Source organism: Streptomyces rugosispiralis (genome assembly GCF_024505145.1).
In the GTDB taxonomy this organism is placed as follows: domain Bacteria; phylum Actinomycetota; class Actinomycetes; order Streptomycetales; family Streptomycetaceae; genus Streptomyces; species Streptomyces rugosispiralis.
Map to the genome: position 1 here is coordinate 123,589 of NZ_JANIAA010000004.1, position 19,603 is coordinate 143,191.

A 19,603-nucleotide genomic window follows, 5' to 3' on the forward strand; every position below is an offset into this window, starting at 1 on the left:
GCACAGTGGCCGATGAGACGGCGACATGCCATGCTCATGCCCACTTGCACCGTCCATCCTTCCCCCACGAGGAGGCCGATCGTGAGATCCAGCACGTTGGTACGCGCCTTACCCGCCGCGGTGACCGCGGCGCTCGCCCTGACGGCCGGACAGGCCGTGGCCGCCCCCGCCGCCCCGGCGGAGCACACCGCGGCCGCGCGGGTGGTGACCTACGACGCCAGCGGGGCCGCCGAGTTCAAGGACGCCGTGACCAAGGGCGCGGCGGTCTGGAACGAGAGCGTGGTGAACGTCCAGCTGAAGCCGGTCGCGTCCGGACAGCGGGCGAACGTCCGCATCGTCGCGGACGACGGATGGCCGCGCACCGCGTCCACCGGCCTCGGCAGCGGCACGATCTACTTCGGTCGCCAGGCGGTCGACGAGGGCCACAACACCGTGCGGATCTCTTCGCACGAGCTGGGCCACATCCTGGGCCTGCCCGACCGCAAGCCCGGCCCCTGCTCCAGCCTGATGTCCGGCGCCAGCGCCGGTACGTCGTGCACCAACGCGTACCCGAACGCCGCCGAGAAGGCCGAGGTCGAGGGCGACTTCGGCCTCGCCGGGGCGGCGACCCTCGGGGCGCGCACCTTCCGGGACTGACCCGGGGCGCCGGATACCGGGCAGCGGGCATCCCGCGCCCGGTGTCCGGCGCGGCGTCACACCGTGACGACCTCCGTGTCGGGCAGCGCCCGGAACGGGCCGAGCTGGTCATCGGTGGCGCCGCTGTCGGTGACCAGCGTCCACGGCCGGTCCAGCGGGGCCCAGGCGGTGAACGGGGACTCGCCCAGCTTGCTGCTGTCGGCGAGGACGTACACCTCCCTGCCGCGGTCGGCCATCATCTCCTTGAGCGAGGTCTGCTGGAGGCTCGCCTCGCAGATCCCCAGCCGCGCGTCCAGCCCGTCGGCGCCGAGGAACACCTTGTCCGCGGTCAGCCGGGACAGGGTCAGCTCGGCGAGCGGCCCGACGAAGCCCTGGCTGACATGGCGCAGGGTCCCGGCGAGGGTGATCAGCTCGATCCCGTCCGCCTCGGCCAGTTCGCGCAGCGCGGTGAGGCCGCAGGTGATCACGGTCAGATCGCCGCGGGCGCGCAGATGGTGGGCGAGCCGTCCGGTGGTGGTGCCGGCGTCGAGGATGACGGTGTCGCCCGGCCCGATCCGGGCGGCCGCCCAGCGTCCTATGCGGTCCTTCTCGGCGACCGCGAGCCCGCTGCGCTGTCCCAGGGTGGGCTCGACGGCGTGACCGGCGCTCATCGCGCCGCCGTAGGTGCGGGCGATGGCCCCCTGTTCGGTGAGGAGCGCGAGATCCCGGCGGATGGTGGAGGGCGTCACCTCCAGCGAGCGGGCCAGCTCCTCCACGACGACCGTGCCATCGGTCTGGATCATCCGGGCGATCAGTTCCCGGCGGTCCCCGGCGCGCAGCCGCCTGCGCTCCTCCGCCCCGGCCTCCTGACGCATCGCGGCCCCCATCCTTCCGTAACTCTGCGCGACTCTGCGCAGCCCTGAGCAACCCTATCAGTCTGCGCATTTCGCGCTGTTTCGTCGCAGCTTCCGCGAGATACTTGCGTGTTACGTGCAATCATGCGAGCGTGCCGCTCATAACACGCATGGAGTGAAGAGCCGCGCAACTCGCCGAACAGAACTCGCCGATCGCCGAAGGAGAGAAGCTGACAGCATGAACACTTCCCCCGCCGACTTCGCGGCCCGGCTGCGCGCCCGCCGGCGGATCGTCGGCTACTGGGTCGTCCTCGACAATCCCGTCGGCACCGAGCGCCTGGCCGGGCTCGGCTACGACTACATCTGCGTCGACGCCCAGCACGGTCTCCTCGACTACAAGGGCACCCTCGGCGCGATGACCGCCATCGACGCACGTGGCACCGCCGCCGGTATGGTGCGGGTTCCGGGCAACGACGGCTTCTGGATCGGCCAGGCGCTCGACGCCGGCGCCCGCGGGGTGATCGTCCCGCTGGTCGACACCGCCGAGGAGGCGGCCGCCGCGGTGAGCTACTGCCGCTACCCTCCGCTCGGGGTCCGCTCCTACGGCCCGATGCGCTCGGGGCTGCGCGTCGGCCCCGCCCCCGCCGAGTCCAACCGGCAAGTGGCCTGCGTCGTGATGATCGAGACGGCCCAGGCGCTGGCCAACACCGCGGAGATCTGCGCCACGGACGGGCTCGACGGCGTCTATATCGGCCCCTCCGACCTCACCATCGCGCTCGGCGGCCGCACCTCGACGGACACCTCGGTGGCGGAGAAGTTCGAAGCGGCGCTGGCGAAGGTCGCCGAGGAGGCACGGACCGCGGGCATCGCCGCCGGTATCCACTGCCCCGACGGGGCCACCGCCGCCAAGCGCCTGGCCCAGGGCTTCACCTTCGCCACGGTCAGCAGCGACCTGGCCCACCTGGAGCAGGCGGCGGCCGCGCATCTGCGCGACGCGACCGGCTGAGCGCGCCGCCCCGGGCGCCGTCCCGGGCACCCTCCCGGGTCAGCTCTCCACGCGCAGCGGCGGGTCCGTCAGACCCCGGGCCCTCGGCAGCAGCACCGTCCGCAGGGCGACCCCGGGGGACAGCAGCCGGGACGGCCCCGCCGCCAGATAGACGACGTCGCGGAAGGCCGCGCCGACCACCCGGTCGATCGCCGCCCGGTCCGCCAGCCGCCCGAAGTACCAGCTCCGCAGCCGCTCGGCGGTACCCGGTGGCGTGGCGTCCGCGTCCGTGACGTACGGGCGGTCCGCGCCGACGGCGGTCAGCCAGGCGGTGTCGCCCGCACGGGCCACGGCGCGCTGCGCGGCGGCCGCGAAACCGGGCCGCAGACCCCCCTCGGCCAGACAGCGGCGCAGGGCCAGCCCGCTGAGGGCGGCCACCGCCATGCCCTGACCGTAGATCGGGTTGAAGGTGCAGGCGGCGTCCGAGACCGCGAGGAACCCCTCGGGCACCCCGCCCGGGGCGTCGTAGTGGCGGCGGCGGTTGGAGGTGTCGCGGAACCCGTACGGCGGGGAGACCGGCTCGCAGGTCAGCAGATGCTCGTACAGCTCGGGCTCGCCCAGGGACTTGACGAAGCCGGGCACCTCCGAGCCCTCGGTCGGCGGATGCTGACCGCGCGCCCCCGACAGCGTCAGCAGCCAGTTGCCGCCCTCGACCGGGGACCAGGCCGCTCCGCGCGGGCAGTCCGGGCGCGGCTGGACGACCATCACCATGTCCAGCGGCTCGGTGGGCCGGAACATCTGGGTGCAGTAGCCGATCCCGGCGTCCACGACCTCCTCGCGCGGCGCCGGAGCGCCCAGCTCCGCCAGCCACTTGGGGGCGCGCGAGCCGCGCCCCGAGGCGTCCACGACCAGATCGGCCCGCAACTCCCGCTCGGCGCGCCCGGTGTCCCGCGCCCGCACCCGTACGCCGGTGACCCGGTCCGCGGCGCCGAGCAGCCCGGTGGCCTCGGTGCCCTGGAGCACCTCCACCCGGGTCCCGGACCCCTCGGCCTCGGCCAGCACCCGCGCCCGTACGGTGGCGTCGAACAGCGCCCGGGTGCAGCTGGTGGTGGCGTGTCTGCCCTCGTGGAAGCGGCGCTGCCAGCCGTTGCCACCCTTGGTTATCACATCGCGCGGCGCTTCCAGGCGGTGTGCGCCCGCCGCCTCCAGCTCGCCGTTCAGCCCGGGGAACAGCCGCTCCAGGGCGCGCCGCCCGCCGCTGAGGAAGACATGCAGATGGCGGCCCTGGGGCACGCCCTTGCGGAAGGCGGGCTGGTCCGGGTAGCGGTCGCGCTCCACCAGGGTGACCGTGTCGACGTGGCCGAGGAGCGCGCCCGCCGCCAGCGTGCCCGCCAACCCCCCGCCCACCACCACCGCGTCGCCCTTGCCCATATGCCCGCCCCTCCCCGCCGACCGTGATCGATGACGGCCCAAGCCTGGTGCTCCGGGCTTGGGCCGTCAACACACGGTTACGGGACGACCACGATCTTCCGGCCGACTCCCGCCTTGAACTGGTCGAGCGCCTTGGGGTACTCCTCCAGCGGCATCCGGTGGCTGATGAAGATCTTCGGGTCCAGCACCCCGCTCGCGAACAGCCCGGCGGCACGCTCATAGCTGTGAAGCACGGCCATCGAGCCGGTGATGGTGATCTCCTGGTTGTAGATCTTGTACGGCTCGATGGTGGCCCGCGTCGCGTAGTCGGAGACACCGAACTGAAGGAACGTTCCGGCCTTGGCCACCCGGCCCAGGCCGTCCTGAATGGCGGCCTGGTTGCCGGTGGCGTCGATGACCACGTCCCAGCCCCGCGGCTGGTCCAGCTCGTCCGCCGAGGCGGCGGACCGGGTGCAGCCGAGGGTGGTGGCGGTGGACAGCCGGTCGGGGTTGACATCGAGCATGTCCACACTGGTGGCGCCGGTCCGCTTGGCCAGCTCCAGCATCATCAGCCCCATGGTGCCGGAGCCGTAGATGAGCACCTCGGCGCCCAGGTTGCCGTTGAGCACGTCATAGCCGCGCACCGCGCAGGACAGCGGCTCGATCAGGGCCGCGTCGGCCACCTCGACCTGCTCGGGCAGCTTGACGCAGTTGGCCACCGGGGCCACCGCGAACTCGGCGGCCCCGCCGGGGACGCTGACCCCGATCGCGTTCCAGTTGTCGCACAGATTGCCCCGGCCGATCCGGCAGTAGCGGCACTCATGGCAGTGCAGGGAGGGGTCCACGGCGACCCGGTCGCCCACCGCCACCTCGGTGACATCGCTGCCGATGCCCACGACCTCACCGGCGAACTCATGCCCGGGGACGATCGGCAGCGTGGGCGCGAACTCCCCCTGGAGGATGTGCAGATCGGTGCCGCACAGCCCGCAGGCCGCCACATCCACCACGACCTCACGGGGGCCCGGGGTGGGGTCCGCGACGGTGGCGACGGTGACCTTCCCGGGGGCTTCGATGACTGCGGCCCTCATTTGACTGCTCCTAGCGACAGGCCCTGGACCAGCTTGTCCTGGGCGGCGAAACCGGCGGCGAGCACCGGCAGGGAAATGACGATCGACGCGGCGCACACCTTGGCCAGGAACAGCCCCTGGCTGGTCACGAAGGTCGTCAGGAACGCCGGGGCGGTCTGGGCGACCACACCGGTGAGCACTTGGGCGAAGAGCATCTCGTTCCAGCTGAAGATGAAACAGATCAGCGAGGTGGCGGCGATGCCAGGACCCGCGATCGGGGCCACGACCCGCCACAGGATGGTGGGCAGCCGCGCCCCGTCCATCTGGGCGGCCTCGATGATCGACACCGGGACGTCGGCGAGGAAGGACTGCATCATCCACACCGCGATCGGCAGGTTCATCGAGGTGTAGAGGATGACCAGCAGCCAGACGTTGTCCAGGAAGTTGATGTCCCTGGCGAACAGGAACACCGGCAGCAGTCCGGCCACCACCGGCAGCATCTTCGTGGACAGGAAGAAGAACATCACATCCGTCCACTTGCGCACCGGCCGGATCGACAGCGCGAACGCCGCCGGAAGCGCCAGCAGCAGCACGAGGCAGGTGGAGAAGACGGAGGTGCCCACCGAGTTGAGCAGTGCGGGCCAGGGGCTGGCCCCGCCGCCCGAGCCGAAGAACTCCTTGTACCCGTCGAGGGTCAGCGAAGCGGTCAGCGACGGCGGGTTGGTGGCGGCGTCGGCCTCGGAGTGGAACGAGGTCAGCAGCATCCACAGCACGGGCAGTACGAAGACGATGCCGACGAACCAGGCCAACACGCCGAGCGCGGCACCGCGCCGCTTGGCCCGGCGGGTGCCCTCCGGAACGGACGTGATGGTCATCGGGGTGCTCACGGCGGTCATGCGCGGGACGCCTCCTCACGGAAGAGGGACGACACCACGCGCAGCGCGAAGGTGGCGATGATGATCGTGCCGATCACCACGACGACCCCAGCGGCCGATGCCAGCCCGTACTCGTGGGCGTTGTAGAAGGTTTCGTAGATGGTGTAGGGGAGGTTCGCGGTGTCCAGACCACCGCGGGTCATGGTGAACACGGCGTCGAAGTTCTGCACGATGTAGATGGACCCCAGCAGGGTGCCGAGTTCCAGATAGCGGCGCAGGTGCGGAAGGGTCAGAAAGCGGAAGATCTGCCAGTTGCCCGCCCCGTCCAGCCGGGCCGCCTCGATCATGTCCAGTGGGCGGCTCTGCAGTCCGGCCAGCAGGATGAGCATCATGAACGGCGTCCACTGCCAGATCAGCGACGCCTCCACCGCGATCAGCGGCGTATCGGTGAGCCACTCCGGCTGGGGGCCGCCGAGCCAGTTGAGCACGCCGTTGAACAGGCCGTACTCGGGGTTGTACAGCGCGTGCTTCCACAGCAGCGCCGAGGCCACCGGCACCAGCAGGAACGGCGCGATGAGCATGGTGCGGACCAGGCCCCGGCCGCGGAACTTCCGGTCCAGCAGCAGCGCCAGCAGCAGCCCCAGCACCACGCTGACGATCACCACGGAGGCGGTCAGCAGCACGGTGGTGAGGATGGACTCGCGCAGCGACGCGTCGCTGAGCACCGTCTTGTAGTTGTCAAGACCCGCGAACGCACGGCGGTCGGGCCGGAACGAGTTCCAGTCGAAGAGCGAGATCACCAGCGTGGCCACGAACGGAAGCTGGGTGACCACGATCAGGAAGATCAGCGCGGGCAGCAGCGGTGCCCGGGTGGCCCACTCCCGGGCCCGGTTCCGGGACGCCACGGGACGCCCCGCGGAGGCGGGGGCCGCGGTCGGTGGCCGCTGGCCGCTCACGGGTACTGCCGTCGTCGGATTACTCATCGGTACTCCTCGCCGACCTTCTCGGCCAGCTTCTGCGAATTCTTCAATGCCGTGTCGACGGACTGCTTTCCGGCGATGGCGGCGCTGATCTCCTGGGCGACCTTGGTGCCGAGATCGGCGAATTCGGGGATGTCGACGAACTGGATGCCGATGGTCGGCCGCGGCTGCACTCCCGGATCACGCGGCTTGGCGCTGGTGATGGCCTTGCGCGTCTGCTCGGAGAAGGTGCTCGCGGTGTCGCGGTAGTCCGGGTTGGAGTAGGTGGACGACCGCTTGCCGGCGGGCACATTGGCCCAGCCGAAGGTCTTGCCGACCAGGGCCTCGTACTTCTTGCTGGATGCCCAGGAGATGAACTTCCACGCGTTGTCGGGGTGGCGCGACGCCTTCTGCACGCCCCAGGCCCAGGTGTAGAGCCAGCCCGAGGTATCGGTCTTCACCACCGGCGCCTGGACATATCCGATCTTGCCCTTGACGGGGGATCCCTTGGCCTCCAGCGACCCGGCGGCCGAGGTGGCGTCGTACCACATGGCGCTCTTGCCCTGGGTGAGGTTGTTCAGGCACTCGGCGAAGCCCGACTGGGCCGCACCGGCCTCACCGTGCTTGCGCACCAGGTCGACATAGAACTTGGTCGCCTTGGTGAATTCCGGCGAGTCCAGTTGCGCCTTCCAGTCCTTGGTGAACCAGGTGCCGCCGAAGGTGTTGACCACCGTGGTGAGCGGGGCCATCAGCTCACCCCAGCCGGGCAGTCCGCGCAGGCAGATGCCGTTCATCCCCTTGCGGGAGCCGTCCACCTTGGCCGCGATGTCCGCGACCTGCTGCCAGGTGGGCCGCTCGGGCATCTTCAGACGCTTCTCGGCGAGTACGTCCTTGCGGTACATCAGGAACGACGACTCACCGTAGAAGGGCTCGGCGTAGAGCTTGCCGTCCTCGGCGGTCAGCGACTCCCGCATCGAGGGGAGGACGTCCTTCTGGTCGAATGCCTTGTCCTTGGCGGCGTATCCGTCGAGTGGCATCAGCCAGCCGTTCTTCGCGTAGAACGGCACCTCGAAATTGCTGATGGTGGCCACGTCGTACTGGCGCGCCTGATTGGCGAAGTCCTGACTGATCTTGTCGCGGACCTCGTTCTCGGGCATCATCGTGAATTTGACCGTGATGCCCGTTTCCTTGGTGAAATATTTCTTGGTGAGCTTCTGCAGATCCACCATCTGGGGGTTGTTCACCATCAGGACATTGATGGTCTTGTCGCCTGAACTGCCGCCCCCCATACCGGCGCAACCGCTCAGGAGCGCGCCCGCGGTCAGGGCCACCACCGGTATCCGGGCAGCACGAAGAGTCAGGACTGGCATAACGGGTCCAATCGAAGGGACGTGGGGAAGGAAAAACAGCGGGGGAAGGGGCGTCAGACCCTGACGATCTGGGGGCCCAGCAGCGAATAGCGGTGTGCCTCGGTCAGCGGCAGACCTGTGTCGGTCACGATCGTTTCGAAGTCCGAGACATCTGCGAACCGGCAGAAGCTGACGGCTCCGAATTTGGTGTGCACCCCGGAGAAGATCTTCCGCCGGGACACCCGCACCACCTGCGCCTTGATCTCGCTGACCGCCGGATCCGGGGTGGTCAGGCCGTACTGGCGGGAGATGCCGTTGGCGCCGATGAACGCCAGGTCGATGACGAAGCCCGAGAGCATATGCGTCGCCCAGTGATCGACGGTGGCCATCGTGCCCCCGCGCACCCGGCCGCCGAGGAGCAGCACGGTGGTGTTGTCACGGGTGGCGAGGCCGGTGGCGGTCGTGAGGGAAGCGGTGATCACGGTGAGCGGCCGGTCCCTGGGCAGGGCCTCCGCGATCAGCTGCGGGGTGAATCCCTCGTCGATGAAGACCGTCTCGGCATCGCCCAGCAGATCGGCCGCCGCGGTCGCGATCCGCGACTTCTCCGGTACGTGCATGGTGGTGCGGAAGGCGAGGGTGGTCTCGAAACCGGCGCTCTCCACGGGGTAGGCGCCGCCATGGGTGCGCCGCACCAGTCCGTGCTGTTCCAGGACCCGCAGATCGCGGCGCACCGTCTCCTTGGACACCCCGAGGTCGGCGGCGAGCTTGCCGACGTCCACGACGCCGGCACGGCGAGCCGTGTCGAGGATCTCCCGACGGCGTTCCTCCGCGTCCACGCCGCACCTCCTGCCTAGGTCTTTCGGCTTGCGTGGCAGTTTTACAAGCGCGCAACAGGGGAAGCCAGTCTTGGCACCACAGAGATCGTGACCGTATGCGCCCGTTTCACAACCGTTATAAGAGCAGGTCGGAGCGGGTTAGGCAACGGACGGTGAGGAACTCGGCCGCCTGATTGTCCACCTGGCGGGCCCGTTTCTCGCCCGATCGCCGAAAGAGGGCGTGAACGGAGCCCGTCCGGGCGGGTTCAGATACTGGGGAATGCCCGAACGGACATGTGCTAAGGGCGGGCCATGGCCCCGGAGGCGTCGAGAATCCGGCCCGCGACCTTGACCGAGTCCACCAGCGGGTGGAGCGCCAGGGCCCGCAGGGCGGCATCGCGGGCGATGCCCGAATCGCTGCCCGCTTCGGTCGTGGCCGCCTCGATGGCCGAGCGCTCCACCGCCTTGACCGACAGCATCAGGCCGAGCTGGTCCGGCGCCACCGCGCCGGTGGCCAGCGGCCGTGCCCCGCCCGCGTCCACCAGACAGGGCACCTCCACCACGGCGTCCTCGTCAAGACCGGGCACCGCCGTCCGGTTGCGTACGTTGAGGATCAGCGTGGCGCGCTCATCGCGGGCGATCGCCCGCATGATGGCCAGCGCGATCCGGTCGTAGCCGCCGCCGTCCAGATCGCAGGAGTCGCGCTCCCAGCCGCCGGTGGCCTCGCGGCTCTCCGCCATGTACGTGGCCTCACGCTCCAGCCGGGTGCGCTCCCACTCCCTGAGCGCCCCGGGCGCGCCGGAGCCCGCCGTCTGGTAGAAGCGCGCCTGCTGGTCGCGGAGGAATTCGCCACGGGTGGCCGGGGCCTGCCGGATCGAGGCCACCGCCTCCCGGTTGAAGTAGTAGTAGTGCAGATACTCGTTGGGCAGCGCGCCGAGCGCCCGCAGCCACTCGGCGCCGAAGAGCTTGCCCTCCTCGAACGACTCCAGGGCGCCGGTGTCGCCGAGCAGCTCCGGCAGCCGGTCCCGGCCGTCCACCATCACCCGGCGCAGCCAGCCCAGATGGTTCAGGCCCACATAGTCGTACGTGGCCCGGTCCGGATCGGCGCCGACCGCCCGCGCGGCGCGGCGGCACAGGCCGACCGGGGAGTCGCAGATGCCGATCACCCGGTCCCCGAGCACCCGCTGCATCGCCTCGGTGACCATGCCCGCCGGGTTGGTGAAGTTGATGACCCAGGCGTCCGGGGCCACGGCGGCGATCCGCTCGGCGATCCGCAGCGCCACCGGCAGGGTGCGCAGCCCGTAGAGCACCCCGCCCGCGCCGACGGTCTCCTGCCCCAGCACCCCTTCGCCGAGCGGAATCCGCTCGTCGTTCGCCCGGCCCTCCAGACCGCCGACGCGGATGGCCGAGAAGACGAAGTCGGCGCCGCGCAGCGCCTGGTCGAGGTCGGTGGTGGCCCGGACCTCGGGGGCGGTGGGGCGGCCCGTGGCCTGTTCGGCCAGGACCGCGCGGATCGCGTCCAGCCGGCGCCGGTCGGTGTCGTACAGCACCAACTCGGTGCAGCGCCCCGCCTCGTCCCCGGTGTCGTCGAGCAGCGCCCGGTACACCAGGGGCATACGGAACCCTCCGCCGCCCAGCACGGTCAGCCTCATACGGTCACTACCTCCACATCGCCCTCGCGGAACACCGCGAGCGTCGCCGGGTCGGACGTCTTGTTGGTGATCAGGGTGTCGATGCCCTCCGGTCCGCAGATCCGGGCGAGGCCGGTGTCACCGGGGAACTTCCCCGCGGTGACCAGCAGCACCACCTCCCGGGCCGCGCCGAGCATGGCCCGTTTGACCGGCACCTCCACATGGGTGCTGTCCAGCACGCTGCCGTCGGGGAGCACCCCGCTCGCGCCGAGGAAGAGCCGGCCGACCCGCAGCTGGCGGATGTTGGACTCGGTGAGGAAGCCGACCACGGAGCGGTAGTTGGCGCGCACCTGCCCGCCCAGCAGGATCAGGGTCACCCGCGGGTCGTCGCGCAACTCGTCGTAGACCGCGAGATTGCTGGTCACCACGGTCACCGGACGGCCGCGCAGCAGCTTGGCGAGCTGGAGGGTGGTGGTGCCGATGTCCAGCAGCAGCACATCGCCGTCCGCCACCAGATCGGCGGCGGCGCGGGCCACGGCCTCCTTGTCGGCCAGGTCGTCGACCACCACCTCGCTGAACGGGCGCTCCTCGTCCTGGGTGGGCGCCGCCACGGCGCCGCCGTAGACCCGGGTGAGCCGGCCCGCCCGGCCCAGCTCGGTGATGTCCCGCCGGGCCGTGGCCTCGCTGACGCCGAGACGCGTGGCGATCTCCCCGATGGGCAGCACGCCCTCCTCGCCGAGGATGCTCAGCAGCTTCTCGTGGCGGCTCTCTCGCAGCATGGCGGCAACGTACTGCAGATGAGCGAGTGTGCGCGACTCTGATCGACCTCTTGCATTCATCCCGGGTGCGGTGCAAGGTGTCGCTCACATCACATCGAACAGGCCCCGCCGCACAAGGAAAGGCACGTCGGTGAGCACCACGGCCGGAACCCCCGATCCGATCCAACCGATCCAACCGATCGACCCGCTCGCGGCGCTGCGCGCCTCCACGGATCCCGAGCACGACGTCTACCTCACCGGCACCGTGTTCCTGGACATCATCTTCACCGGGCTCGACCACGCCCCCGTCCGCGGCACCGAGTCCTGGGCGCGCGGCATGGGCTCGAGCCCCGGCGGCATCGCCAACATGGCCACCGCCCTGGCCCGGCTCGGCCTGCACACCACGCTCGCCGCCGCCTTCGGCACCGATGTCTACGGTGACTACTGCTGGGAGAGCCTGGCGCTTGGCGAGGGCGTGGACCTCACCCCCTCCCGCCGCGTCGCCGGCTGGCACTCCCCGGTCACCGTCTCCATGGCGTACGAGGGCGAGCGCACCATGGTCACCCATGAGCACCCGGCCCCGCCGCCCGCCGTCCGGGGCGCGCCGCCCCGCTCCCGCGCCTGCGTGGCCACCTTCGAACCGGGGCGCCAGGAGGACTGGGTGCGCCGGGCGCAGGCCCGGGGCAGCAAGATCTTCGCCGATGTCGGCTGGGACGAGACCGGGCGCTGGGACCCAGCCGCGCTCCCCGACCTGCCCTACGCCCACGCCTTCCTGCCCAACGCCGCCGAGGCCCAGCGCTACACCCGCACCGACAGCCCCGAGCGGGCGGTGCGCGCCCTGGCGGAGCTGGTGCCGATCGCCGTCGTCACCCGGGGCGCCGAGGGCGCGGTGGCCATCGACTCGCTCACCGGGGAGCGCGCCGAGGTGCCCGGACTGTCCGTGGACGCGCTGGACCCGACCGGGGCGGGCGATGTCTTCGTCGCCGGATTCATGACCGGCACGCTCGCGGGCTGGCCGCTCGCCGACCGGCTCGCCTTCGCCAACCTCACCGCCGCCCTCTCCGTCCAGCACTTCGGCGGCTCCCTGGCCGCGCCCGGCTGGCCGGAGGTGGCCGCCTGGTGGCACCGTGCGCGCCGGGCGGCCGACGGCGGGGCGGACGCGGCCGGACTCGCCCGCCGCTACGGCTTCCTGGGCGATCTGATCCCGGACCGGGTGCGCGGCTGTGCGCGGCTGCGGGCCCTGCCCACCATCGGTTTCCGGGTGCATGACAGTGCCCAACGGTCCTGACGGTCCTGATCACCGCATCGAGGAGAACCCCATGGAACTCGCCCGTACCGGGGCGCGCCGGCCACGCGGCAGAGCCGTCCCGGCCGCGCTCGCCATCGGTGTCGTCCTGCTCGCCGCGGGGTGCGTCCCCGGCACCGACGGCTCGGGGGCCGCCGGTGCCGGGACCGGCGCGGCCACCGCCATACCCGATCCGGCGAAGGCCGGAAAGACCACGCTGACCGTGTGGGACCAGGAGATACGCGGCGGGACCAACGGCGAGATACAGCAGCTGAACCGGGAGTTCGAGCGGAAGTACCCCAATGTGCGGATCAAGCGGGTGGCCCGGAGCTTCACCGATCTGAAGACCACCCTGAAGCTGGCCGTCTCCGGCAACCATCCGCCCGATGTCATCCAGGCCAACCAGGGCTACCCGGACATGGTGGCCTTCGTCCGGGCCGGGCTGCTCGCCCCGCTGGACAACTACGCCGGGATCTACGACTGGAACACCCGCTACCCCGCCACCCTGCTCAATCTGAACCGGGTCTCCGCCGACGGCGACGACTTCGGCCGGGGGCGGCTGTACGGCATCTCCCAGACCGGCGAGTACATCGGCCTCTACTACAACAAGGGCGTGCTGAAGCGGGCCGGGCTCCAACCCCCGCGCACCTGGGGCGAGTTCACCGACGGGCTGGCCCGGCTCAAGGACCGCGGCGAGCTGCCGATCCAGTTCGGCAACCTCGACAAGTACCCCGCCATCCACACCTTCGGGGTGCTGCACGACCAGCTCGGCGCCGCCGGTGCCCGCGACACCGTCCTCGGCCGCGGCGACGGCTTCGACAACGCCGCCACCAAGGACGCCGCGGCCACCCTCGCCGACTGGGCGAAGCGCGGCTATCTGCCCGGCGGCGCCAACGGCCTCGGCTACGACGACGCGGCCAAGAAGTTCGCCTCGGGCGACGGCGCGTATCTGCTGACCGGCACCTGGCAACTGGCCGACCTCAAGAAGCCCATGGGGGACAGGCTGGGCATCATGCCGCCCCCGCCCGCCAAGGCCGGCGGCGACCCCGTGACCACCGGCGGCCAGGGCCTGGCCTGGTCCATCACCTCGCGCTCCCGCCACCCGGAGGTGGCCGCCGCCTATCTGGACTTCCTCACCGACGCACACGCCGCGGACGTGATGACCCGGCACGGAGTGCTGCCCGCCGTCCCCGCGAGGGCCGCGGCGGGGGTGAGCCCGGACAGCGTCGACGGCCAGATGATCGCCGGGTGGAAGCGGCTGAGCGCCGCCGACGGGCTCGTCCCGTACCTCGACTACTCCACCCCCACCTTCTACGACACCCTCTCGGCCGCCCTCCAGGGCGTGGTCAGCGGCAAGACCTCCCCGGACAGCTTCGCCGCGACGCTCCAGAAGGACTACGGGGCCTTCATGAAGAAGCAGCGCGAGCAGCACACCTCGGCCGGGCCCCGATGAGGCTCGCCGCCCTGACCAGGGCCTACCGCCGCCGCGCCCCCGGTGAGCCGCGCGCCATCGGCTACCTCTACATCCTGCCCGCGCTGATCGTGTACGCTGTCTTCCTGCTCTACCCCTTCGGGCAGTCGGTGTGGCTGTCGTTCGTGAACTGGGACGGGCTGACGGTCGCCACCCCCGCCGGATTCGACAACTACCGTGCGCTGTTCACGGACGCGAGCCTGCGCGCCCCCTTCCTCCACGCACTGCTGCTGCTCCTCTTCTACGCCGCCCTGCCGGTGGCCATCGGGCTGCTGCTGGCCGCCGTGATGTCCCGGGCCCGGGTCCGGGGGATGACCTTCTTCCGTACGGTCCTGTTCCTGCCGCAGGTCCTGGCGCTGATCGTGGTCGGCGTGGCCTGGCGCTCGATCCTCGCCCCCGACGGGCTGCTCAACGACGCCCTCCGCGCCGTCGGCCTCGGTGGCCTCGCCCGCCCCTGGCTCGGCGACTACACCTGGGCGCTGCCCGCCGTCGGCGTCGTCGGCACCTGGGTCGGCACCGGGCTGTGCATGGTCCTCTTCCTCGCCGGGGCCCAGCGCATCCCGCGCGAGCTGTACGAGGCGGCGCGGATGGACGGCGCCGGGCCGCTGCGCGAGTTCCGCACCGTCACCCTGCCCGGACTGCGGCCGCAGATCGCGGTGGCGCTGACCCTGACCATCGTGGCGGGGCTGCGCAACTTCGACCTGATCTACATCACCACCGGCGGCGGCCCAGGAAACGCCACCTCCGTGCCCGCCTACGAGGTCTACCACCGGGCCTTCGAGACCAACCAGGTCGGCTCGGCCGCCGCCGTCGGCGTGGCCCTCACGGTCCTGATCTTCGTCCTGACCGTCACGGTCTCCCGGCTCGTGGAAGGGCGGCGGGCATGACCACACGCCTGGAACGCAACGTCACCTACGGCATCCTCGCCCTGTTCACCGTCATCGCGCTCACCCCCGTGATCGGCATCCTCACCACGGCCTTCGGCGCGCAGAACTCCCTGGACACCGGCTTCTCACTGCCCAAGGACGGTCTGCACTGGAGCAACTTCGCCGACGCCTGGAGCCGTGGCCACTTCGGCACCTATCTGGGGAACTCGGTGCTGGTCACGGTGGTCGTGGTGGCCGCCACCACCGTGCTGGCCATCCTCGCCGGGTACGCCTTCGGGGTGATGCGCTTCCCCGGCTCCACGGTGCTGTTCCACCTCTTCGTGATCGGGCTGACGCTGCCCCAGGAGGCGCTGATCGTCCCGCTCTACTTCGATCTGCGCCACGCCGAACTCACCGACAGCTACTGGGCGTTGATCCTGCCGCAGACCGCCCAGTCCCTGGCCTTCGGGGTCTTCTGGATGCGCACGTACTTCCGCGGCAGCGCACGGGCGGTCATCGAGGCGGCCCGGATCGACGGGGCGAACACCTGGACCACGCTGTGGCGGGTGCTGGTCCCGATGGGCCGCCCGGCGATCTCCACCATGGTCGTGATCACCTTCATGTGGACCTGGAACGAGTTCCTGATGGCCCTGGTGATGGTCAGCGACGAGGCCCATCGCACGGTCCCCCTCGGCCTCGCCTTCTTCCAGGGCCGGCACAGCTCCGACGCGGCGCTGCTCGCGGCGGCCTCGGTGCTCATCGCCCTGCCGGTGGTCGTGGTCTACGTGGCCCTGCAGCGCCGGTTCATCGAGGGCATGCTGGGCGGGGCGGTGAAGGAGTGAGCCCGGCGGGCACCGGGCTCAGGGTCCTCTGGTGGATCTCCGCCAGGAGGACCCTTAAGCCGAGGGGGCGCGGCTGACCGGGCGGCCGCGCCGGGCCACCGCGCGGGCGAAGACGGCCGCGTCGTGCACCGCCGCCCCTCCCGTGTCGTTGTTGAAGTACGCGTAGACCTCCGCGTCGGCCGGCCAGGTGTCCCCGATCCGCCGCGCCCAGGTGGCCAGCGCCTGGCGCCCGTAGCGCGGGGCCGGGCGGGCGAGGCCGCCGTGGAAGCGCAGATACCCCCACCCGGTGGTCCGCCACAGCGGGGTGACGGGGCGGGAGCCGGAGTCGGCCCAGCACAGCGCGGCCGCGCGGCGCTCCAGCACCGCGCGGATCTCCTCGGTCCACCAGGAGGTGTGCCGCGGTTCGACGGCCACCCGCGTCCCGGCGGGGAAGCAGCCCAGACAGCGGTCCAGCAGCTCGCCGTCGGCCCGCAGGGTGGGCGGCAGCTGCACCAGCACCGGGCCCAGCCGGTCGCCGAGCCCGGCCGCATGGGACATCAGCCGCTCCACCGGCTCCTCCGGGTCGCGCAGCCGCTTGATGTGGGTGAGGTAGCGGCTCGCCTTGAGCGCCATCACAAAGCCCTCGGGCAGCCGCTCCCGCCAGGTGGCGAACTGGTCGTACGAGGGCAGCCGGTAGAAGGCGTTGTTGCTCTCCACCGTGGCGAAGGCGCGGGTGTACTCCTCCAGCCACAGCCGCTGCGGACAGCCCTCGGGATAGAGATCACCGCGCCAGTCCCGGTACTGCCATCCCGAGGTGCCGACGAGAGCGGTCATGCCTCGCCCGGATGCCAGGGCGGCCACTGTCCGGGCCGGTCCTCCCAGTGCACCTGGGCCGGGTCCGACAGGTCGATATCGGGGAAGACCCGCCGGACGCGCGGTTCGAACTCCTCCCGTTCCAGCGGTTCGCATCCCAGGCCACGCAGCCGCACCAGCCGGTAGCGGCTGTCGGCCTCGATTGACTCGACGAAGACGGGGTAACCGGACTCGTCCGGGCCGGTGGCGTTCTCCATACCTCCAGGGTGCCGGGTCTCCGGAATCCGCGCGCCCCGGCCGGCGGCCGGGGACCGCCGGTTTGCGGACGGGCGCACCGTCGGCTTGATATGGAGATGAGTCCTTTCAGGAGCGAGGGTGAGCCATGATCTTCACCGACCGGACGGACGCCGGGCGGCGCCTCGGCGAGGCACTGCGCCCCTTGGCGGATGAGAAACCGGTCGTGCTCGGGCTGCCACGGGGCGGGGTGCCGGTGGCCTACGAGGTGGCCCGCGCGCTCCATGCGCCCCTGGACGTGATCATCGTCCGTAAGCTCGGCGTCCCCTACCACCGGGAGCTGGGGTTCGGCGCCATCGGCGAGGGCGACGTACGGGTCGTCCATGAGGCGATCGTCCGGATGAGCCGGGCCGATGAGGAGGACCTCGCCGAGGTGGAGCGGACCGAGCGGGAGGAGCTGGCCCGCAAGGCGCGCCGGTTCCGCCGGGGCCGCTCGCGGATCCCGGCCGAGGGCCAGACCGTGATCGTCGTGGACGACGGCATCGCGACCGGCGCCACGGCCCAGGCCGCCTGCCGGGTGGCACGGGCCCAGGGCGCCGCGCGGGTGGTCCTCGCCGTGCCGGTGGCGCCGCCGGACGCGGTCGCCGCGCTGCGCGAGGACGCGGACGAGGTGGTCGCCCTCTCCACCCCCTCGGACTTCGCGGCGGTGGGGGAGTGGTACGAGGACTTCTCGCAGACCGGGGACGACGAGGTGGTGGAGTTGCTGTCCCGGTCGACCGGAGAGACCGGGGAGGCGCATCCTGGAAGGTGACGCAGGAGGTGAGCGCGATGGAGACGATCGTGGGATGCGACATTCAGATGGAGTTTCGTGAGATCGGCCCGCTGACCGAAGCGGTCGTCCGGCTGAGGATGCACGACGGCACGGAGATGCTGGCCCAGGGCCGCGCCAACCGCAACCCCGACGACCCGGCACAGCCGAGGGTCGGCGAGGAGATCGCGGCGGCGCGGGCACTGACCAATCTGGCGCACCGGCTGATCGGCAAGGCGGGCGGCGACATTGAGGAAGTCACCCATTCCAAGGCGCATTTGGTGATGTAGGCCGTGGAGGCCAGGGAGCGTCCGCCGCGGTGGACCACCGCGGGCGGAGGCTCCTGTGCGTGTGCGTGCACGCATGCGTGCGCACTGCCCGTGTGCGGGCACACGCACGCGTGCGCACTGCCCGTGTGCGGGCTCGTTCAGCGGTGGCCGAGGGTGAGCCGCTGGCCGGGCCGGATCAGATCCGGGTCGGCGCCGATGACCTGGCGGTTGATCTCGTAGAGCCGCTCCCAGCCGCCCGCCACTCGCTCCCGGTCCGCGATCCGGGAGAGGGTGTCGCCGCCGACGACGGTGTACGACCCGGCCCGGGGCTGGGCCTTGGCCGGTGGCTCGGGCACGGCCTTCGGGACGATGAGCAGCGGCTCGGCCCTCGTGGTCGGGACCGCCGAGACGGTGGTGGCGGCCGGGGCCGGCGAGCTGGGCGTGGGGGCTGAGGCGGCGTTCGCCTGGCCGATGCCGATGAGTGGCAGGGCGACGCCGGCGCCGCCCGCGGTGATCGCGAGCGAGGCGCGGGAGACACGGTGGGGCCGGGGCCGGCGATGACGTCCGCGTGCGGCCATGGAGTCCTTCTTCCTGTCCTGGTAGGGGGGTTGGCGAGTGCGATGGCTGCCGAACAGTAATCCCAGGGTTCTGGCGTGGACAAGGCGTTCGGGTGTTTGCGGTAGAGAATCCAATGTGAGGAATTTGAGCGCCGACGCGATCAATGTGCCCCGGACATAACAGCCCGCGCGCGGGGAAGGGAGACCCAAGAGGGGGCATGCACGGGAGGCATCGGGGCACCCGCCCTCGATGCCGGTGGCCCCGGCAGACGGCTGACCTCGGGAGGTCGCTCATGAGTCAACGGAACGGCTCGGCTCCTCGGCGCACGACTCGACGCGGGACGGCGGCGCGGTCCCGGCCGCCCGTCTTATGCGCCGTGCTGATCGGCGCGCTGGCCACGGTCACCGCGTGCGGCAGCGACACCGGGGACGGGGACTCCGCGCGGCGCGCCTCGTCCGTCACTTCCGCCTCCTCCGCCGCGCCACCCTCCTCCCCTTCGGCCGCCTCCTCCGCCTCTGCCGAGAGCGGCTCCTCCCGGAACGAACGGCCCGCCTCGCGCACCGCGCAGTCCCTTCCGCCCTCGGCGCAACCCTCGCGCCCGCCCTCCTCGCGGCCCGCCGCCGCGTCCGGGGCGCGCCGCGTCTGCTCCAAGGCGCAGTTGACGCTGGCGGTCGGCCGGATGGACATCGGCGCCGGTAATGTGTATCTGCCCCTGGTGTTCACCAACAGGTCCACCACGACCTGCACCCTCACCGGATATCCGGGTGTCTCGCTGCTCGACTCCACCGGCGCGGTGATCGGCGACCCCGCCACCCGGCGCGGCCCCACGCGCTCCCCGGTCTCCCTGCCGCCCGGCGCCAGCGCATCGAGCAGTCTGCACACGCTCAACGAGGGCATGAGCGACACCCCGTGCCGGCGTACCGCCGCGCGGATCCGGGTCTATCCGCCGGATTCCTTCGACGCGATGACCGTCCCGGCCCGGTCGTTCCGGGTGTGCGGAGGCGTGTTCGAGGTCGAGACGACGCAATCCGGAACGGGGGGATGACAGCGGCATATCGGGGCTCCCGGGCGCGCGGAAGTGTCCGAAAATCTTGACAACGCAGGTGCCGACTGGCCGTGTTCGCCCTTTCGCAATCATTAGGGGTAGGCCACCATAGGGA

21 protein-coding genes and 1 pseudogene are annotated in these 19,603 nt (G+C 71.2%); 9 read left to right on the forward strand and 13 right to left on the reverse strand.

The annotated features are described in order from the left end of the window. Window positions 1–81 precede the first annotated feature (81 nt). Window positions 82–636: a snapalysin family zinc-dependent metalloprotease gene (locus NP777_RS09255; RefSeq protein ID WP_256649605.1), complete on the forward strand. Its 555-nt coding sequence runs from the start codon at window positions 82–84 to the stop codon at window positions 634–636. Between the two features lie 56 nt (window positions 637–692). Here NP777_RS09255 and NP777_RS09260 read toward each other — a convergent pair whose 3' ends face one another. Next, window positions 693–1,490 (reverse strand): DeoR/GlpR family DNA-binding transcription regulator, encoded by a 798-nt coding sequence (locus NP777_RS09260; RefSeq protein WP_256649606.1) that lies wholly within the window; start codon window positions 1,488–1,490, stop codon window positions 693–695. A gap of 217 nt (window positions 1,491–1,707) precedes the next feature. Between NP777_RS09260 and NP777_RS09265 the strand changes: the two genes are divergently transcribed. Next, window positions 1,708–2,475, forward strand: coding sequence for an HpcH/HpaI aldolase family protein (locus tag NP777_RS09265; RefSeq protein WP_256649607.1), 768 nt, complete (start codon window positions 1,708–1,710; stop codon window positions 2,473–2,475). A gap of 39 nt (window positions 2,476–2,514) precedes the next feature. On the opposite strand, the gene NP777_RS09270 is transcribed toward NP777_RS09265, so the two are convergent. The 8 genes from NP777_RS09270 to NP777_RS09305 form a co-directional block, all read right to left on the reverse strand. Continuing rightward, window positions 2,515–3,885, reverse strand: coding sequence for an NAD(P)/FAD-dependent oxidoreductase (locus tag NP777_RS09270; RefSeq protein ID WP_256649608.1), 1,371 nt, complete (start codon window positions 3,883–3,885; stop codon window positions 2,515–2,517). A gap of 77 nt (window positions 3,886–3,962) precedes the next feature. Further along, window positions 3,963–4,952 carry a zinc-dependent alcohol dehydrogenase family protein gene (locus NP777_RS09275; RefSeq protein ID WP_256649609.1) on the reverse strand — a complete coding sequence of 330 codons (990 nt, stop codon included), beginning with the start codon at window positions 4,950–4,952 and terminating at the stop codon, window positions 3,963–3,965. Beyond that, the gene (locus tag NP777_RS09280; protein ID WP_256649610.1) at window positions 4,949–5,827 is read right to left on the reverse strand and encodes a carbohydrate ABC transporter permease; all 879 of its coding nucleotides are present in this window, start codon (window positions 5,825–5,827) and stop codon (window positions 4,949–4,951) included. The genes NP777_RS09275 and NP777_RS09280 overlap by 4 nt, the downstream gene beginning before the upstream one ends. Further along, window positions 5,824–6,789, reverse strand: a complete 966-nt coding sequence (locus NP777_RS09285) for a carbohydrate ABC transporter permease (RefSeq protein WP_256649611.1) — start codon at window positions 6,787–6,789, stop codon at window positions 5,824–5,826. The genes NP777_RS09280 and NP777_RS09285 overlap by 4 nt, the downstream gene beginning before the upstream one ends. After that, entirely contained in the window at window positions 6,786–8,135 is a 1,350-nt protein-coding gene (locus NP777_RS09290; RefSeq protein ID WP_256649612.1) for an ABC transporter substrate-binding protein, read from the reverse strand. The genes NP777_RS09285 and NP777_RS09290 overlap by 4 nt, the downstream gene beginning before the upstream one ends. Window positions 8,136–8,188: 53 nt before the next feature. Continuing rightward, window positions 8,189–8,950, reverse strand: coding sequence for a DeoR/GlpR family DNA-binding transcription regulator (locus NP777_RS09295; protein WP_137981334.1), 762 nt, complete (start codon window positions 8,948–8,950; stop codon window positions 8,189–8,191). Between the two features lie 278 nt (window positions 8,951–9,228). Further along, window positions 9,229–10,581, reverse strand: coding sequence for a 6-phospho-beta-glucosidase (locus tag NP777_RS09300; protein ID WP_256649613.1), 1,353 nt, complete (start codon window positions 10,579–10,581; stop codon window positions 9,229–9,231). Then, window positions 10,578–11,339, reverse strand: a complete 762-nt coding sequence (locus NP777_RS09305) for a DeoR/GlpR family DNA-binding transcription regulator (protein WP_256649614.1) — start codon at window positions 11,337–11,339, stop codon at window positions 10,578–10,580. The genes NP777_RS09300 and NP777_RS09305 overlap by 4 nt, the downstream gene beginning before the upstream one ends. Before the next feature lie 130 nt (window positions 11,340–11,469). Here NP777_RS09305 and NP777_RS09310 point away from each other — a divergent pair, with 130 nt between their 5' ends. From NP777_RS09310 to NP777_RS09325, 4 genes are read left to right on the forward strand one after another with little or no spacing between them, the layout of a single operon-like run. Continuing rightward, window positions 11,470–12,606: a carbohydrate kinase family protein gene (locus NP777_RS09310; protein ID WP_256649615.1), complete on the forward strand. Its 1,137-nt coding sequence runs from the start codon at window positions 11,470–11,472 to the stop codon at window positions 12,604–12,606. A 31-nt stretch (window positions 12,607–12,637) separates the two neighbouring features. Further along, complete coding sequence (locus NP777_RS09315) at window positions 12,638–14,056, forward strand: extracellular solute-binding protein (RefSeq protein WP_256649616.1); 1,419 nt, start codon at window positions 12,638–12,640, stop codon at window positions 14,054–14,056. Next, complete coding sequence (locus NP777_RS09320) at window positions 14,053–14,961, forward strand: carbohydrate ABC transporter permease (protein ID WP_256649617.1); 909 nt, start codon at window positions 14,053–14,055, stop codon at window positions 14,959–14,961. Before NP777_RS09315 ends, NP777_RS09320 begins: the two co-directional genes overlap by 4 nt. After that, window positions 14,958–15,782: a carbohydrate ABC transporter permease gene (locus NP777_RS09325; protein ID WP_256649618.1), complete on the forward strand. Its 825-nt coding sequence runs from the start codon at window positions 14,958–14,960 to the stop codon at window positions 15,780–15,782. The genes NP777_RS09320 and NP777_RS09325 overlap by 4 nt, the downstream gene beginning before the upstream one ends. 54 nt (window positions 15,783–15,836) lie before the next feature. On the opposite strand, the gene NP777_RS09330 is transcribed toward NP777_RS09325, so the two are convergent. Then, window positions 15,837–16,595, reverse strand: a complete 759-nt coding sequence (locus NP777_RS09330) for a DUF72 domain-containing protein (protein WP_256649619.1) — start codon at window positions 16,593–16,595, stop codon at window positions 15,837–15,839. Further along, the gene (locus NP777_RS09335; protein WP_256649620.1) at window positions 16,592–16,831 is read right to left on the reverse strand and encodes a hypothetical protein; all 240 of its coding nucleotides are present in this window, start codon (window positions 16,829–16,831) and stop codon (window positions 16,592–16,594) included. Before NP777_RS09335 ends, NP777_RS09330 begins: the two co-directional genes overlap by 4 nt. A 125-nt stretch (window positions 16,832–16,956) precedes the next feature. On the opposite strand from NP777_RS09335, the pseudogene NP777_RS09340 reads away from it, so the two are divergent. Both NP777_RS09340 and NP777_RS09345 read left to right on the forward strand, forming a co-directional pair. Further along, window positions 16,957–17,604, forward strand: a pseudogene (locus NP777_RS09340) (phosphoribosyltransferase); the annotation flags it as partial. A gap of 32 nt (window positions 17,605–17,636) precedes the next feature. Further along, the gene (locus NP777_RS09345) at window positions 17,637–17,906 is read left to right on the forward strand and encodes a DUF1876 domain-containing protein (RefSeq protein ID WP_037952439.1); all 270 of its coding nucleotides are present in this window, start codon (window positions 17,637–17,639) and stop codon (window positions 17,904–17,906) included. A 137-nt stretch (window positions 17,907–18,043) separates the two neighbouring features. On the opposite strand, the gene NP777_RS09350 is transcribed toward NP777_RS09345, so the two are convergent. Together NP777_RS09350 and NP777_RS09355 are read right to left on the reverse strand one after the other, a co-directional pair. Continuing rightward, the gene (locus tag NP777_RS09350) at window positions 18,044–18,463 is read right to left on the reverse strand and encodes a LysM peptidoglycan-binding domain-containing protein (RefSeq protein WP_256649622.1); all 420 of its coding nucleotides are present in this window, start codon (window positions 18,461–18,463) and stop codon (window positions 18,044–18,046) included. A gap of 277 nt (window positions 18,464–18,740) precedes the next feature. After that, on the reverse strand, window positions 18,741–19,130 hold the full coding sequence (locus NP777_RS09355) for a hypothetical protein (protein WP_256649623.1): 390 nt from the start codon (window positions 19,128–19,130) through the stop codon (window positions 18,741–18,743). On the opposite strand from NP777_RS09355, the gene NP777_RS09360 reads away from it, so the two are divergent. Continuing rightward, window positions 19,123–19,488, forward strand: a complete 366-nt coding sequence (locus NP777_RS09360) for a DUF4232 domain-containing protein (RefSeq protein ID WP_256649624.1) — start codon at window positions 19,123–19,125, stop codon at window positions 19,486–19,488. The genes NP777_RS09355 and NP777_RS09360 overlap by 8 nt on opposite strands. The last annotated feature ends 115 nt before the right edge of the window (window positions 19,489–19,603 follow it).